We start from the raw sequence: 14,582 nt of genomic DNA, 5'->3' as shown, positions 1-14,582 counted from the left end.
AGCACACCACCCTCCCGCCCCCTGGACGCACTGCATAGCTGCCACCCTTCCTGCCGCCGCCACCCAGCCAGAGCAAACCGTTCGGATTGCCGATTGCATCTTGTGCAATTCATTCGGCTTTACGAACGCTCGCGACACAACCTGAAACTGTCAAAGCCGCGTCACCATGCGCCTTTAAGGTCGACACCATGGCTTGGCACGAGTCATGCTCTACACTTGGTAGCCGAATGCACTCGCTTCTTGCTGTATTCGTTGAACGAAAGAGTCCGCCAACGGCTCCATAAAAAAAACAAACACGTCGAGGAAAATTTGATGCGTATCGTTCGTCAATTGCTGGGCGCCGCCATCGCGGCCGCTGTGATCGCTTCGCCGGCCATGGCCGAAGAACTGACCGGCACCCTGAAGAAGATCAAGGATTCGGGCACCATCACCCTGGGCCACCGCGACTCCTCCATCCCGTTTTCCTACCTGGCCGGCAAACCCGAGCCCGTGGGCTACTCGCATGACATCCAGCTGGCTGTCGTCGACGCCCTGAAGAAGCAACTGGGTACGGACATCAAGGTCCGTTACAACCTGGTCACCTCCCAGACCCGCATCCCGCTGGTGCAGAACGGCACCGTCGACCTGGAGTGCGGCTCCACCACCAACAACGTCGAGCGCCAGCAGCAAGTCGGTTTCACCGTGGGCATCTTTGAAGTCGGTACCCGTCTGCTGACCAAGGTCAAGGACGGTCAACCTGCGTACAAAGACTTCCCGGACCTGGCCGGCAAGAACGTGGTGACCACCGCCGGCACCACCTCCGAGCGCCTGCTCAAGGCGATGAATGCCGACAAGCAGATGAAGATGAACGTGATTTCCGCCAAGGACCACGGTGAAGCCTTCAACATGCTCGAAAGCGGCCGCGCCGTAGCCTTCATGATGGACGACGCCCTGCTCGCCGGTGAAATGGCCAAGGCACGCAAACCGTCGGACTGGGTCATCACTGGCACCCCACAGTCGTACGAAATCTACGGCTGCATGGTGCGCAAGGATGACGCAGCCTTCAAGAAGGCGGTCGATGACGCCATCGTTGCCTACTACAAGTCGGGCGAAGTGCAGAAGAGCTACGACAAGTGGTTCCAGCAGCCGATCCCGCCAAAGGGCCTGAACCTGCAGTTCAAGATGAGCGACGAGCTGAAGAAACTGATCGCCGAGCCGACCGACAAGGCGGCGGACGAGAAGAAGTCCTGACCCCCAGCCTGTGGCCTGCGGCGCTGCAAAGCGCGAATTAAACCTGCAGGCCACCCGTTAGTGTCTAACCTTTCATCCGAGGGCTTAACGCCCTCGGATGTTGGAAGGTGCCCGTGAAACAACCGTCTGAGGGGAAATCCCGATGAATTACAACTGGGACTGGGGCGTGTTCTTCAAGTCCACCGGCGTGGGCAGCGAGACTTATCTGGACTGGTATGTCACCGGTCTGGGCTGGACCATCGCCATCGCCATTTCCGCCTGGATCATCGCCTTGCTGCTGGGCTCGGTGCTCGGCGTCATGCGTACCGTGCCAAACCGCGTGGTATCCGGTATCGCCACCGCCTACGTGGAGCTGTTCCGCAACGTGCCGCTGCTGGTGCAGCTGTTCATCTGGTACTTCCTGGTGCCGGACCTGCTGCCTGAGGGCCTGCAGGAATGGTTCAAGCAAGACCTCAATCCGACTACCTCGGCACTGATCAGCGTGGTCATCTGCCTTGGCCTGTTCACCGCCGCCCGCGTCTGCGAACAGGTGCGTACCGGTATCCAGGCGCTGCCCAAAGGCCAGGAAGCCGCTGCACGCGCCATGGGCTTCAGCCTGCCCCAAATCTATACCAATGTGCTGCTTCCGCAGGCTTACCGGATCATCATCCCGCCGCTCACCTCCGAGTTCCTCAACGTGTTCAAGAACTCCTCGGTGGCGTCGCTGATCGGCCTGATGGAGCTGCTGGCGCAGACCAAACAGACCGCTGAGTTCTCGGCCAACCTGTTCGAGGCGTTCACCCTGGCCACGCTGATCTACTTCACCCTGAACATGGGCCTGATGCTGCTGATGCGCATGGTCGAGAAGAAAGTCGCCGTGCCTGGCCTGATTTCCGTGGGGGGCAAATAAATGGAAATGGACTTCAGCGAAATCATCCCTGCGCTGCCGGCCCTGTGGGAAGGCATGGTCATGACCCTGCAACTGATGGTCATGGGCGTGGTAGGCGGTATCGTGCTGGGCACCATCCTGGCCCTGATGCGCTTGTCGTCGAGCAAGCTGCTGTCGCGCGTGGCCGGCGCCTACGTCAACTACTTCCGCTCCATCCCGCTGCTGCTGGTGATCACCTGGTTCTACCTGGCGGTGCCATTCGTGCTGCGCTGGATCACCGGCGAGGACACCCCGGTGGGTGCCTTCACCTCGTGCGTGGTGGCGTTCATGATGTTCGAGGCTGCGTACTTCTGCGAAATCGTCCGCGCCGGCGTGCAGTCGATTTCCAAGGGCCAGATGGGCGCTGCACAGGCACTGGGCATGACCTACGGCCAGACCATGCGCCTGATCATCCTGCCCCAGGCCTTCCGCAAGATGACCCCGCTGCTGCTGCAGCAGAGCATCATCCTGTTCCAGGACACCTCGCTGGTGTACACCGTGGGCCTGGTGGACTTCCTCAACTCGGCACGCTCCAACGGCGACATCATCGGGCGCTCACATGAGTTCCTGATCTTCGCCGGTGTCGTGTACTTCCTCATCAGCTTCTCCGCTTCGTGGCTGGTCAAGCGCCTGCAAAAAAGGATCACCGTATGATTTCCATCAAGAACGTCAACAAGTGGTACGGGGACTTCCAGGTACTGACCGACTGCAGCACCGAGGTCAAGAAGGGTGAAGTGGTGGTGGTCTGTGGCCCTTCGGGTTCGGGCAAGTCCACCCTGATCAAGTGCGTCAACGCCCTGGAACCGTTCCAGAAAGGCGACATCGTGGTCGATGGCACCTCGATTGCCGACCCGAAGACCAACCTGCCCAAGCTGCGCTCGCGGGTTGGCATGGTGTTCCAGCACTTCGAACTGTTCCCCCACCTGTCCATCACCGAAAACCTGACCATCGCCCAGCGCAAGGTGCTTGGCCGTAGCGAGGCGGAAGCGACCAAGAAGGGCCTGGCCCTGCTCGACCGCGTCGGCCTCGGCGCCCACGCCAAGAAGCACCCCGGCCAGCTGTCCGGTGGCCAGCAGCAGCGTGTAGCCATCGCCCGCGCCCTGTCGATGGACCCGATCGTCATGCTGTTCGACGAACCGACCTCGGCCCTGGACCCGGAAATGGTCAACGAAGTACTGGACGTAATGGTCGAACTGGCCCACGAAGGCATGACCATGATGTGCGTGACCCACGAAATGGGCTTTGCCCGTAAAGTGGCCAACCGCGTCATCTTCATGGACAAGGGCAACATCATCGAGGACTGCCAGAAGGAAGACTTCTTCGGCAACCCGTCGGCCCGCCACGAACGTACCCAGCACTTCCTCAGCAAGATCCTGCAACACTGATTTTGCCTCACTGAACCGGTCGGTGCCGCTGCCCTTTCGGGCAGCTGGCGCTGGTCGTGACAAGGCCACTGTGATGAAATGCGACCCTTCGCTTCTTCTCCCTGCCAAGCCTGCCGTGAATTCCCGCCTGCTCCGCCAATTGCTGTTGCCGCCCCTGATCATCCTGCTGATGGTCGGTTTGGGGTTGGCTGGCTACCTGGTCAGCGAGAGCAACGGTATTCGCACGCTCAGCGAAAATGGCGAGCGCCAACTGGAGCTGCACGCGCGCACGGTCGAAAGCGAAATCAGCAAATACACCTACCTGCCGAGCCTGCTGGAGCTGGAAGACAGCGTCTCGCACCTGCTGACCGACCCTGATGGCGGCTCACGGCAAACCGTCAACGAATACCTTGAAGGCCTGAACCGGCGCAGCCGCAGCCGGGCCATCTTCGTCCTCGACACCAATGGCCGCGTCCAGGCAACCAGCAACTGGCGCGACGCCGACTCGTTCCTCGGTGAAGACCTGTCATTTCGCGCCTACTTCCAGACCGCCGTGCGCGGCGAGCCAGGGCGCTTCTACGGCATCGGCAGCACCACTGGCGAAGCCGGCTACTACCTGGCCCATGGCCTGGAAGAACACGGCAAGATCATTGGCGTGGCAGTCATCAAGGTGCGCCTGGACACCCTTGAAGAGCGCTGGCAGCGTGCCCGCCTGGAGGCGTTCGTCAGCGACGAGAACGGCATCATCATCCTTTCCAGCGACCCGGCCCGGCGCCTGAAGTCGGTGCGCCCGCTCACCCCGCAAATCAAGGAGCGCCTGGCGCGCAGCCTGCAGTACTACTGGTGGCCGCTCAACGAGCTGCAGCCACTGGCCCGGGAAACCCTGGCCGATGGCGTGGAAAAACTCACCTTCCCGGCCAACAGCGAAACCGCAACGGGCAAACCCCACGAGGTTTCCTACCTGGCCCAGACCCGTCGCCTGGTGGATACCCCTTGGCATTTCACCCTGCTGACGCCCCTGCAGGACCTGCGCCGCGAATCCATGGTGCAGGGTATCCTGGTGGGCGTGGCCTTTGCCCTGCTGGCAATTCTCGGCATCGCCTGGAACGAACGGCGCAAGGTCATTGCCACTCGCCTGGCAGCCCGTGAAGCCCTTGAGGAAGCCAACAGCCAGCTGGAGCGGCGGATTACCGAACGTACAGCCGACCTGCGTGCCAGCAACGAGCGCCTGAAAGGCCAGATTCGCGAGCGCCGGCATGCCGAGCAAACCTTGCGCCACGCCCAGGACGAGCTGGTGCAGGCTGGCAAGCTGGCCGCCATCGGGCAGATGTCCACCAGCATTGCCCATGAGCTGAACCAGCCGCTGGCCGCGCTGCGCACGCTATCTGGCAACACCGTGCGTTTCCTCGAGCGCGGGGCGCTGGAAACCGCCAGCGCCAACCTGCGCACCATGAACGACCTGATCGACCGCATGGGCCGTATTACCGCCAGCCTGCGCTCGTTCGCCCGGCGTGGCGACGACAGCGGCCAGGCCTCGCTGGCCAAGGCGGTGGAGGCCACCTTGCAGGTACTGGCCAACCGCATCAGTGCCTGCCATTTGCAGTTGCACCACCAGTTCGAGGACCAGCAACTGGCCATCGACCAGACCCGCCTTGAGCAGATTCTGGTCAACCTGATCGGCAATGCCCTCGATGCCATGGCCACGCAACCGTTGCCCGAGCTATGGCTGGAAGGCGAGCTGCAGGGCGACAAGTACCGTTTGCAGGTGCGCGACAATGGCCACGGCATCGACGCCGAGGCGCGCAAGCACCTGTTCGAACCTTTCTTCACCACCAAACCGGGCGAACATGGCCTGGGCCTGGGCCTGACCCTGTCTGCGAGCCTCGCCGCCGCCGCCAAGGGCAGCCTCAACGTCGAGCACCCCGCCACCGGCGGCACGGCCTTCGTCCTGGCCCTGCCCCTGGTTTCACCTCCTAGCGAATCGGCAGAGCACCCATGAACCAAGCGCCTCTTACCGTCCTGATCGTCGAAGACGACCCGCATGTGCTGCTCGGCTGCCAGCAGGCACTGGCCCTTGAGGACATCGCCTGCGAGGGCGTGGGCAGCGCTGAACAAGCGCTGGAACGCATCGGCGAGGATTTCGCCGGCATCGTCGTCAGCGATATCCGCCTGCCGGGCATCGATGGCCTGGAGCTGCTCAACCGCCTCAAGGCCCGGGACCGCAGCTTGCCGGTGGTGTTGATCACCGGCCACGGTGATATCGACATGGCGGTCGGCGCCATGCGCAATGGCGCCTACGACTTCATGGAAAAACCGTTCTCCCCGGAGCGTCTGGTCGACGTGGTGCGCCGCGCCCTCGAACAGCGTGGGCTGTCACGCGAGGTGGTGGCCCTGCGCCGTCAGCTGAGCGAACAGAGCAGCCTGGAGGGGCGGATCATCGGTCGCTCGGCGGCCATGGAACACCTGCGCGAATTGATCGCCAACGTCGCCGATACCTCGGCAAACGTGCTGATTGAAGGCGAGACGGGTACCGGCAAGGAACTGGTCGCCCGCTGCCTGCATGACTTCAGCCGCCGGCAGGGCCAACCCTTCGTCGCACTGAACTGTGGCGGCCTGCCGGAAAACCTGTTCGAAAGCGAAATATTCGGGCATGAGGCCAACGCTTTCACTGGCGCCGGCAAACGCCGTATCGGCAAGATCGAGCACGCCAACGGCGGCACGCTGTTCCTCGATGAGGTGGAGAGCATGCCGATCAACCTGCAGATCAAGCTGTTGCGCGTGCTGCAGGAGCGCACGTTGGAGCGCCTGGGCTCGAACCAGAGCATCCCGGTGGATTGCCGGGTGATCGCCGCGACCAAAGCCGACCTGGACAGCATGGGCCAGAGCGGCCAGTTCCGCAGCGACCTGTACTACCGGCTGAATGTGGTGACTCTGGAATTGCCGCCGCTGCGCGAGCGACGCGAAGACATCCTGCAATTGTTCGAGCACTTCCTGCAGCAATCAGCCCTGCGCTTCGACCGGGAAACACCGACGCTGGACAGCCAGACCCTGTCTCGGCTTATGGCCCACGACTGGCCGGGTAATGTGCGCGAGCTGCGCAACGTGGCCGAACGCTATGCACTCGGCCTGCCAGCATTCAAGAAAGGCCCCAGCGGCGGCGCCAGCCAGGGGCTGGGCTTTGCCGAGGCAGTGGAGGCATTCGAGCGCAACCTGCTCAGCGATGCCCTGCAGCGCACCGGTGGCAACTTGAGCCAGGCCAGCCAGGAACTGGGCATGGCCAAGACCACCCTGTTCGACAAAGTAAAGAAATACGGCCTCGGCTGACCTCAACCCAAACTGGAAAGACAACGTGGACCTGGTATTCAAAGCTGCCTTGGGCGCTGGCGTGGTGCTGCTGCTGGCAGTGCTGTCAAAGACACGGAATTACTACATAGCCGGCCTGGTACCCCTGTTCCCGACCTTTGCCCTGATTGCCCACTACATCGTGGGCAAGGGGCGCAGCATTGCCGACCTGAAGACCACCATCCTGTTCGGCATGTGGTCGATCATTCCGTATTTCGTGTACCTGGCAACCCTGTATGTGCTGGTCGACCGGCTGCGCCTGGAGGCCTCGCTGGCACTGGCCACGGTGGCCTGGCTGATGGCCGCGACCGTACTGGTTACCTTGTGGGTGCGGATGCACTGACCGGCATCGGCGTGACCCTTTTCGCGGGCTCGCCCGCTCCCACAGGTACCGCGCACGATCCGAGGCTGGCGCTATCCCTGTGGGAGCGGGCGTGCCCGCGAAGCAGGCGCCGCCGGCTCAAAGCCCGGCGATATGCGTGACATCCTGCCGATGCGCCTGCAGGTAAGGCAGCACTGCCCCCAGCAACGGCGCCTTGAACGGCTCCTGAAAGCGGTGCGCCAGGCCCGGGATCAAGCGCAGCTGGCTGCCCTGGATATGCGCCGCCAGATGCACGCCATGCATCACCGGCAGCAGCGGGTCAGCCGTGCCGTGAACCACCAGTGTCGGCACCCTCAACTGGTTCAATAGCTCGACCCGGCTCGGCTCGGCCAGTATCGCCATGATCTGGCGCTTGGCCCCGTCAGGGTTGAACGCCCGGTCGTAAGCCACCGCCGCCTGGTGCAGCAACGCCGCGCGGTCGTCCCGCACTTCGGGGCTGCCCAAGGCCGCCAGCAGGTCGGCCTGCTGCTCGATGGCCACTTCGCGGTTGGGCGCGCTGCGCCGGGCCAGCAACTGCACCAGCGCCGGATCCGGCGCCGGCAGCCCCGCCGCGCCTGAGCTGGACATGACCAACGTCAGGCTGCGTACACGCTCGGGTGCCATGGCTGCCAGGTGCTGGGCGATCATGCCGCCCATGCTCACGCCCAGTACATGAAACTGGCGTACACCCAGCGCGTCCATCAGGCGCAAGCCGTCATCGGCCATATCAGTCAGCGTATAGGGCGCCGCCACCGGCAGGCCCAACTTGTAGCGCAACAGCTCGACCGTGAGGTTGGCCGACGGTGGCACCTGGTTCCAGCGTGACAGGCCTACATCGCGGTTGTCATAACGGATGACCCGAAAGCCCTGGCGGCACAACGCCTCGACCACATCGTCCGGCCAATGGATCAGTTGCCCACCCAGGCCCATGACCAGCAACAAAGCCGGGTCACGCGGGGCACCGACGCTCTGGTACACCAGGCTGACGGCGCCAAGGTCGGCGCGCTGTACCGGAACATGGGCGTCACAACGCTGTTCGGCAAAACTCGCAGGTACGCTGATCAGGAAGAAAAGAAAAAGCCAAAAAGCCCGCATGAAAGAAACACCAGAATGCAGATCCCCAGTAGAACGCGAGTCTGATGAATTCTGTTCGGGCGCGCTGCCACAGTTCGGTGACAGTTTCATGACTCCCGCCAGGCGGTGCGGCCGAACGCCCAGTCGACAGCCGTAGCAACATGAGAGAAACTCAACTCATCCCCTGCTTGTTCAATCCCACACCCCGGAGTCAGCTGTGCTGGAGATCCGTCACCTGAAAACCCTTCATGCCTTGCGCGAGGCCGACAGCCTGGTAGAGGCCGCCGATCGTTTGCATCTGACCCAGTCGGCGTTGTCGCACCAGTTCAAGGAGCTGGAAGAACGCCTTGGCCTGCCGCTGTTCGTGCGCAAGACCAAGCCGATACGCTTCACCAGTGCCGGGCTGCGCCTGCTGCAACTGGCCGATGCCACCCTGCCGCTGCTGCGCGGTGCCGAGCGTGACATCGCGCGCCTGGCCGGTGGCACCGCAGGCCGCCTGCACATGGCCATCGAATGCCACAGCTGTTTCCAGTGGTTGATGCCAACCATCGACCAGTTCCGTGATGCCTGGCCGGAAGTGGAGCTGGACCTGGCCTCCGGGTTTGCCTTTGCTCCGCTGCCGGCCCTGGCCCGCGGCGATCTTGACCTGGTGGTGACGTCCGACCCGCTGGACCTGGCAGGCATCACCTATGTACCACTGTTCACCTATGAGGCGATGCTGGCGGTGGCCAACCAGCACCCGCTGGCCAGCAAGCCGTACATCGTGCCGCAGGACCTGCTCGACCAGACGCTGATCACTTACCCCGTGGAGCGCGACCGCCTGGACATCTTCACCCGCTTCCTCGAGCCGGCCGACATCGAGCCGGCCGCGGTGAGAACCTCGGAGCTGACAGTGATGATGATGCAGTTGGTGGCCAGCGGCCGTGGTGTGTGCGGCATGCCGCACTGGGCGCTGCACGAGTACAGCTCGCGCGGCTATGTGAAGGGCAAGCGCCTGGGTGAGAAAGGCCTGTTTGCCACCCTTTATGCTGCCGTGCGCACCGACATGCTCGATGCGCCGTACATGCGCGACTTCCTGCTGACCGCCAAGGACACCTCGTTCGCCACCCTCGACGGCGTCAGCGCGGTGCGCTGACCGCCTGGCGGTACAGCGGCAGGATCAGGTCGCGGGTCAGCGGCGCCAGTTGCATGACGGGCGCCTGGTCAGCGGCCAGCCAGACCACCTCTTCGATCTCCGCAGCCGGCACCACGGCTGCGGCGCTGTGGACACGGAACAGTTCGGCCTGCACCTCGAAGCCTGGTTCGTTCGCGGCCGGGGCACTGAACTGGCCCAGGTGCACGGCCTGGGCCGGGTCGATGTGCAGGCCCAGTTCCTCGTGCAGTTCGCGCACCAGCGCCTGCACCGGCGTTTCACCGGCATCGATCTTGCCGCCTGGCTGCATGAAGGCCTCGGTACCACGCTTGCGTACCAACAGGGTGCGGCCCTGAGGGTCGATCAGCAGGGCGGCGGCGATGCGGATGGTGTTGGGCATGGGCTGGGTTCGCTGAAAAATTTGGCCGGGGAGGATCCCATGGGGTTGATTGGCCTGACAAGGCCAGTGTTTCCTGTACCGGCCCTTTCGCGGGCACGCCCGCTCCCACAGGATTACCGAAGGCTTTGAAAGCTGCGCAGTACCTGTGGGAGCGGGCGTGCCCGCGAAGAGGCCGGCACAGGCCATGACTGCCCTGCCAGACGAACGGCCCCTTGCCAACCCGCCCCACACCCGCCATAACCAACTGATGAACCTGCCCGCCAAACACCACCCGGTGCTGGAGCTGTTCCACCCCGCCGTCAGCGCCTGGTTCCGCCGCCACTTCGCCACGGTCACCGATGCCCAGGCCCAGGCCTGGCCGTTGATCCATGCGGGCCAGTCGATGCTGCTGGCCGCCCCGACCGGCTCGGGCAAAACCCTCAGTGCGTTCCTCACCGTGCTCGACGAGCTGTTCCGCCAGGGCCTCGAGCAGCAGGGCGAACTGCCCCCACAAACCCAGGTGATCTACGTTTCACCGCTGAAGGCCTTGTCCAACGATATACGCCTTAACCTGCAAGCTCCGCTCGAAGGCATCAGCCAGGCCCTCGCAGAGCAAGGCCTGAACGCCCCACGCATCACCACGGCCGTGCGCACGGGCGATACGCCGCAAAAAGAACGCAGCGCCATGCGCAAACTGGCCCCGCACATCCTGGTGACAACGCCCGAATCGCTGTACGTGTTGATGGGCTCTGCTTCAGGCCGTGCAGGCCTGGGCAACGTGCACACGGTAATCGTCGACGAAATCCACGCCCTGGCCGGCAACAAGCGTGGGGCCCACCTGGCGCTGACCCTGGAACGCCTGCAAGCCTTGTGCAAAAGGCCACTGCGGCGTATCGGGCTTTCCGCCACACAACGCCCGGTCGAGCGGGTGGCACAGTTTCTGACCGGTAGCGGGCGCCCCTGCGCCATTGTCGATGTCGGCCATGCGCGCCAACGCGACCTGGCCATCGAAGTCCCGCCGGTGCCACTTGGCGCGGTGATGGCCACCGATGTCTGGGGCCTGGTCTACGACCGCCTGGCCAGCCTTGCCCGCGAACACCGCACCACGCTGATATTCGTCAACACCCGGCGCCTTGCCGAGCGCATCACCCGCCACCTCAGCGACCGGTTGGGCAAGGAGGCGGTCGCCGCGCACCATGGCAGCCTGTCCAAGGAGCTGCGCCTGGATGCCGAGCAACGCTTGAAAAACGGCCAACTACAAGTGCTGGTAGCCACCGCGTCGCTGGAACTAGGCATCGACATCGGCGATATCGACCTGGTGTGCCAGATCGCCTCGCCGGGTTCGATTGCCGCCTTCCTGCAACGGGTCGGCCGCGCCGGCCACCAGGTCGACGGCGTGCCCAAAGGGCGCCTGTTCCCCACCTCACGTGATGACCTGATCGAATGCGTGGCCCTGCTGGACTGCGTGCGCCAAGGCGAACTGGACCAACTGCACATCCCCCGGGCACCGCTGGACGTGCTGGCCCAGCAGATTGTGGCCGAAGCCAGCAACCAGGACTGGCATGAACAAGCCCTGTTCGACTGCCTGCGCCAAGCCACACCCTATGCCGAACTCGACCAGCGCCACTACCAGGCGCTGCTCAGCATGCTCGCCGAGGGCTATAACGGCCGCCAGGGCGTGCGCAGCGCCTATTTGCACCGCGATGCGGTCAGCAGCACGCTGCGTGGCCGGCGTGGCAGCCAGCTGACAGCGCTGACCAGCGGCGGCACCATCCCCGACAACGCCGACTACGCCGTAGTGCTGGAACCGCAGGCGCTGAACATCGGCAGCGTGAATGAAGACTTTGCCGTGGAGAGCATTGCCGGCGATATCTTCCAGCTGGGCAACGCCTCGTACCGCATCCTGCGCGTCGAGCCCGGCCGGGTACGGGTGGAAGATGCCTATGGCCTGCCGCCGACCATTCCGTTCTGGCTGGGGGAAGCGCCGGGGCGCAGTAACGAGCTGTCTGCCGCCGTGGCCCGGTTACAGGCGCGAATCGACCAGCATCTGACCCAGACTGGCGGCGATATCCTCAAGGTACTGGCCTGGTTGCAGTCTACCTTTGAACTGGGCGAAGACAGCGCCAGCCAGTTGCTCGACTACCTGGCCCGCACCCGCGAGGTGCTTGGCGCCCTGCCCTCGCAGGATACGTTGGTGATGGAGCGCTTTTTCGACGAGTCCGGCGGTACCCAGCTGATCATCCATTCGCCCTACGGCAGCCGCATCAACCGTGCCTGGGGCCTGGCCCTGCGCAAGCGCTTCTGCCGCACCTTCAACTTCGAGCTGCAGGCTGCCGCCAGCGAAGATGCCATCGTCCTGTCGCTGTCGACCAGCCACAGTTTCGAGCTGGACGAAGTGTGGCGTTACCTGAATAGCCGCAGCGCCGAGCCGATTCTTGTTCAAGCCGTGCTCGATGCGCCGCTGTTTGGCGTGCGCTGGCGCTGGAATGCCAGCGTGGCCATGGCCTTGCCGCGCTTCGTGGGCGGGCGCAAGGTGGCGCCGCAGATCCAGCGGATGAAGAGCGAGGACCTGGTAGCTGCCGTGTTCCCCGACCAGATCGCCTGCCTGGAAAACATCGCCGGCGAGCGGCAGATTCCCGATCACCCACTGGTCGAACAAACCCTCGACGATTGCCTGCATGAAGCGATGGACAGCGAAGGCTGGCTGGCCCTGTTGCGGCGTATGGAAAGCGGCGCAGTGCGCCTGCTGAGCCGCGACCTGCCCGCCCCTTCGCCGCTGGCTGCGGCGATTCTCAATGCCCGGCCGTACGCCTTCCTCGACGATGCGCCTTTGGAGGAGCGGCGTACCCAGGCGGTGCTGAACCGGCGCTGGAACGAAGTGCAGTGCGGCGACGACCTGGGTGCACTGGACGCCGATGCCATTGCCGCGGTCGCGGCCGAGGCGTGGCCACAGCCGGGCAATGCCGACGAAATGCACGAAGCGCTGATGACCCTGGGCGCCATCAGCCAGGCGGAAATCGAGGCTAATCCCGGCTGGGATCTGCTGCTCACGCAATTGGCCAAGGCCGGGCGTGCCTTGCGCCTGGCCGATCACGCACTGTGGTTGGCCCGCGAACGCCTGAACCTGATGGTGGCGCTTTACCCGGCAGCGCGCCTGGAACCTGCGCTGCAACTGCTACCCGGTTTCGACCAGGCGTTTGACCCGGACAGTGCACTGAGCGAATTACTGCGTGCCCGCATGAGCGGTCACGGCCCGCAGTATCAGGCGCAAATCGCGGCGCCGCTGGGCAAGTCGGCAAGCGACATCGGGCAGGCCCTGGCCCGCCTGGAAACCGAAGGCTATGTGCTGCGCGGGCATTTCAGCCCCGGTGCAAGCGACCTGCAATGGTGCGAACGCCATCTGCTGGCGCGCATCCACCGCTACACGGTCAAACGGCTGCGTCGCGAGATCGAACCGGTCAGCTTGCAGGACTTCATGCGTTTCCTGTTCGACTGGCAGCATATGGCGCCCGACGAACGCCTGCGTGGCCCGCAAGCGGTGGCCGAGGTACTGGGCCAGTTGCAGGGCTTCCCCAGCGCGGCCGGGGCCTGGGAAGCCGAGTTGCTGCCGGCGCGCATCAAGGACTACAGCCCGCACTGGCTCGATGATGCCTGCCGCAACGGGCAGTTCGCCTGGAGCCGGCTGGCCGCAACCGTGGCGAGCAATACGTTGTCCAGCACACCGCTGGTGCTGCTGCCGCGTGAACACCTGAACCTGTGGCGCAGCCTTGCCTCTGTACCCGCCCCGGAAAGCCTCGGGGCGCGGGCGCAGCGCGTGCACGGGGTGCTGCAGGCACATGGCGCGCTGTTTTTTGACGAACTGACACAAGACGCACACCTGCTGCCCAGTGAACTGGAAACAGCACTGCAGGAACTGGTTGGTGCCGGCCTTGCGGGCGCCGACAGCTTTACCGGCCTGCGCAGCCTGATTACCCCAGCGGCGAAGCGCACGTCACGCAACAGCCGACGCGGCCATGCGCCACTGTCCAGCAGCATGGCCCATGCCGGGCGCTGGGCATTGCTGCGCAGGGGCACAGTGGATGACAGTCAGCGCCTGGAACATATCGCCCGCACGCTGTTACGCCGCTATGGCGTGGTTTGCTGGCGGCTGCTGGAGCGTGAAAGCGATGTGCTGCCGCCCTGGCGTGAACTGCTGCGCTGCTATCACCGGCTGGAGGCACGTGGCGAGATCCGTGGCGGGCGATTCATTGCCGGGCTGGCAGGTGAGCAGTTCGCCTTGGAGGAGGCGGTGGGGCTGCTGCGCCAGGTGCGCCGCCGCGAGCCGGACGGGGCGTTGCTGGTGGTGAGCGCCAGTGACCCGTTGAACCTGATCGGCTCGCTGCTGCCAGGGGCCAAGGTACCGGCGGTGAGTGGAAATCGCCTGCTGTACCGCGACGGGGTACCGGTGGCGGTGCGGGTGGCCGGGCGCTATTCGTACCTGATCGAGGCCCCCGCACAGGAGCAGGAAAGCTGGCGGCAGAAACTGCTGCGCGACATGCATTGGGCATAAACGAAAACCCCAGGCGCACCGCGTACCCTGTGGGAGCGGGCGTGCCCGCGAAGAATCCAACGCGGTGCATGGCACCGGCTGCGCCGGTGTTCGCGGGCGCGCCCGCTCCCACAGGTTCCCTGCTAAATCAGTAAGTGATGTGCAGGTCTGTGGGAGCGGGTTTACCCGCGAATGCGTCGTTGGCCTCACAGCGCACGGGCAATTCGGCCCGATTCGAGAATGATTTTCGCTACCCCGATTTTAA

Annotated in this window: 11 protein-coding genes; 9 read left to right on the top strand and 2 right to left on the bottom strand. The window is 64.2% G+C overall.

Annotated elements, in window-relative coordinates; all coding sequences use genetic code 11:
- Positions 1–312 precede the first annotated feature (312 nt).
- The 7 genes from ACQKPZ_RS03500 to ACQKPZ_RS03470 all read left to right on the top strand — a co-directional run bounded on the left by ACQKPZ_RS03500 (position 313) and on the right by ACQKPZ_RS03470 (position 7,186).
- Positions 313–1,230 (top strand): glutamate/aspartate ABC transporter substrate-binding protein, encoded by a 918-nt coding sequence (locus tag ACQKPZ_RS03500; protein WP_427535557.1) that lies wholly within the window; start codon positions 313–315, stop codon positions 1,228–1,230.
- Between the two features lie 142 nt (positions 1,231–1,372).
- Positions 1,373–2,119, top strand: a complete 747-nt coding sequence (locus ACQKPZ_RS03495; protein ID WP_391137338.1) for an amino acid ABC transporter permease — start codon at positions 1,373–1,375, stop codon at positions 2,117–2,119.
- Positions 2,120–2,791: an amino acid ABC transporter permease gene (locus ACQKPZ_RS03490; RefSeq protein WP_391137341.1), complete on the top strand. Its 672-nt coding sequence runs from the start codon at positions 2,120–2,122 to the stop codon at positions 2,789–2,791.
- Positions 2,788–3,522 (top strand): amino acid ABC transporter ATP-binding protein, encoded by a 735-nt coding sequence (locus tag ACQKPZ_RS03485; protein WP_003258023.1) that lies wholly within the window; start codon positions 2,788–2,790, stop codon positions 3,520–3,522. Before ACQKPZ_RS03490 ends, ACQKPZ_RS03485 begins: the two co-directional genes overlap by 4 nt.
- Before the next feature lie 73 nt (positions 3,523–3,595).
- Positions 3,596–5,500 carry a sensor histidine kinase gene (locus tag ACQKPZ_RS03480; RefSeq protein ID WP_403194717.1) on the top strand — a complete coding sequence of 635 codons (1,905 nt, stop codon included), beginning with the start codon at positions 3,596–3,598 and terminating at the stop codon, positions 5,498–5,500.
- Positions 5,497–6,825: a sigma-54-dependent transcriptional regulator gene (locus ACQKPZ_RS03475; protein WP_427535556.1), complete on the top strand. Its 1,329-nt coding sequence runs from the start codon at positions 5,497–5,499 to the stop codon at positions 6,823–6,825. Before ACQKPZ_RS03480 ends, ACQKPZ_RS03475 begins: the two co-directional genes overlap by 4 nt.
- Before the next feature lie 25 nt (positions 6,826–6,850).
- Entirely contained in the window at positions 6,851–7,186 is a 336-nt protein-coding gene (locus tag ACQKPZ_RS03470) for a GlpM family protein (RefSeq protein WP_025754578.1), read from the top strand.
- Between the two features lie 117 nt (positions 7,187–7,303).
- Here the strand turns inward: ACQKPZ_RS03470 and ACQKPZ_RS03465 are convergent, their stop codons facing one another.
- The gene (locus tag ACQKPZ_RS03465; RefSeq protein ID WP_391137352.1) at positions 7,304–8,299 is read right to left on the bottom strand and encodes an alpha/beta fold hydrolase; all 996 of its coding nucleotides are present in this window, start codon (positions 8,297–8,299) and stop codon (positions 7,304–7,306) included.
- A 196-nt stretch (positions 8,300–8,495) separates the two neighbouring features.
- Here ACQKPZ_RS03465 and metR point away from each other — a divergent pair, with 196 nt between their 5' ends.
- Positions 8,496–9,413 (top strand): transcriptional regulator MetR, encoded by a 918-nt coding sequence (gene metR, locus ACQKPZ_RS03460; RefSeq protein WP_403194710.1) that lies wholly within the window; start codon positions 8,496–8,498, stop codon positions 9,411–9,413.
- Here metR and ACQKPZ_RS03455 read toward each other — a convergent pair.
- A complete protein-coding gene (locus tag ACQKPZ_RS03455; RefSeq protein WP_427535555.1) occupies positions 9,397–9,810 on the bottom strand; it encodes an NUDIX hydrolase in 414 nt (137 codons plus the stop codon). The genes metR and ACQKPZ_RS03455 overlap by 17 nt on opposite strands.
- A 247-nt stretch (positions 9,811–10,057) precedes the next feature.
- Between ACQKPZ_RS03455 and ACQKPZ_RS03450 the strand changes: the two genes are divergently transcribed.
- Positions 10,058–14,338, top strand: a complete 4,281-nt coding sequence (locus tag ACQKPZ_RS03450; protein WP_427535625.1) for a DEAD/DEAH box helicase — start codon at positions 10,058–10,060, stop codon at positions 14,336–14,338.
- The last annotated feature ends 244 nt before the right edge of the window (positions 14,339–14,582 follow it).

Source organism: Pseudomonas sp. NPDC089547 (genome assembly GCF_050280665.1).
Classification (GTDB): domain Bacteria; phylum Pseudomonadota; class Gammaproteobacteria; order Pseudomonadales; family Pseudomonadaceae; genus Aquipseudomonas.
This window is presented reverse-complemented; position numbering and strand designations above follow the sequence as displayed.

Excerpts from the sequence above, each read along its gene's own strand:
- ACQKPZ_RS03480 (WP_403194717.1), top strand. The coding sequence starts at position 3,596 with ATGAAATGCGACCCTTCGCTTCTTCTCCCTGCCAAGCCTGCCGTGAAT.
- ACQKPZ_RS03490 (WP_391137341.1), top strand. The coding sequence starts at position 2,120 with ATGGAAATGGACTTCAGCGAAATCATCCCTGCGCTGCCGGCCCTGTGG.
- ACQKPZ_RS03465 (WP_391137352.1), bottom strand. The coding sequence starts at position 8,299 with ATGCGGGCTTTTTGGCTTTTTCTTTTCTTCCTGATCAGCGTACCTGCG.
- ACQKPZ_RS03495 (WP_391137338.1), top strand. The coding sequence starts at position 1,373 with ATGAATTACAACTGGGACTGGGGCGTGTTCTTCAAGTCCACCGGCGTG.
- ACQKPZ_RS03450 (WP_427535625.1), top strand. The coding sequence starts at position 10,058 with ATGAACCTGCCCGCCAAACACCACCCGGTGCTGGAGCTGTTCCACCCC.
- ACQKPZ_RS03485 (WP_003258023.1), top strand. The coding sequence starts at position 2,788 with ATGATTTCCATCAAGAACGTCAACAAGTGGTACGGGGACTTCCAGGTA.
- ACQKPZ_RS03475 (WP_427535556.1), top strand. The coding sequence starts at position 5,497 with ATGAACCAAGCGCCTCTTACCGTCCTGATCGTCGAAGACGACCCGCAT.
- ACQKPZ_RS03500 (WP_427535557.1), top strand. The coding sequence starts at position 313 with ATGCGTATCGTTCGTCAATTGCTGGGCGCCGCCATCGCGGCCGCTGTG.
- ACQKPZ_RS03455 (WP_427535555.1), bottom strand. The coding sequence starts at position 9,810 with ATGCCCAACACCATCCGCATCGCCGCCGCCCTGCTGATCGACCCTCAG.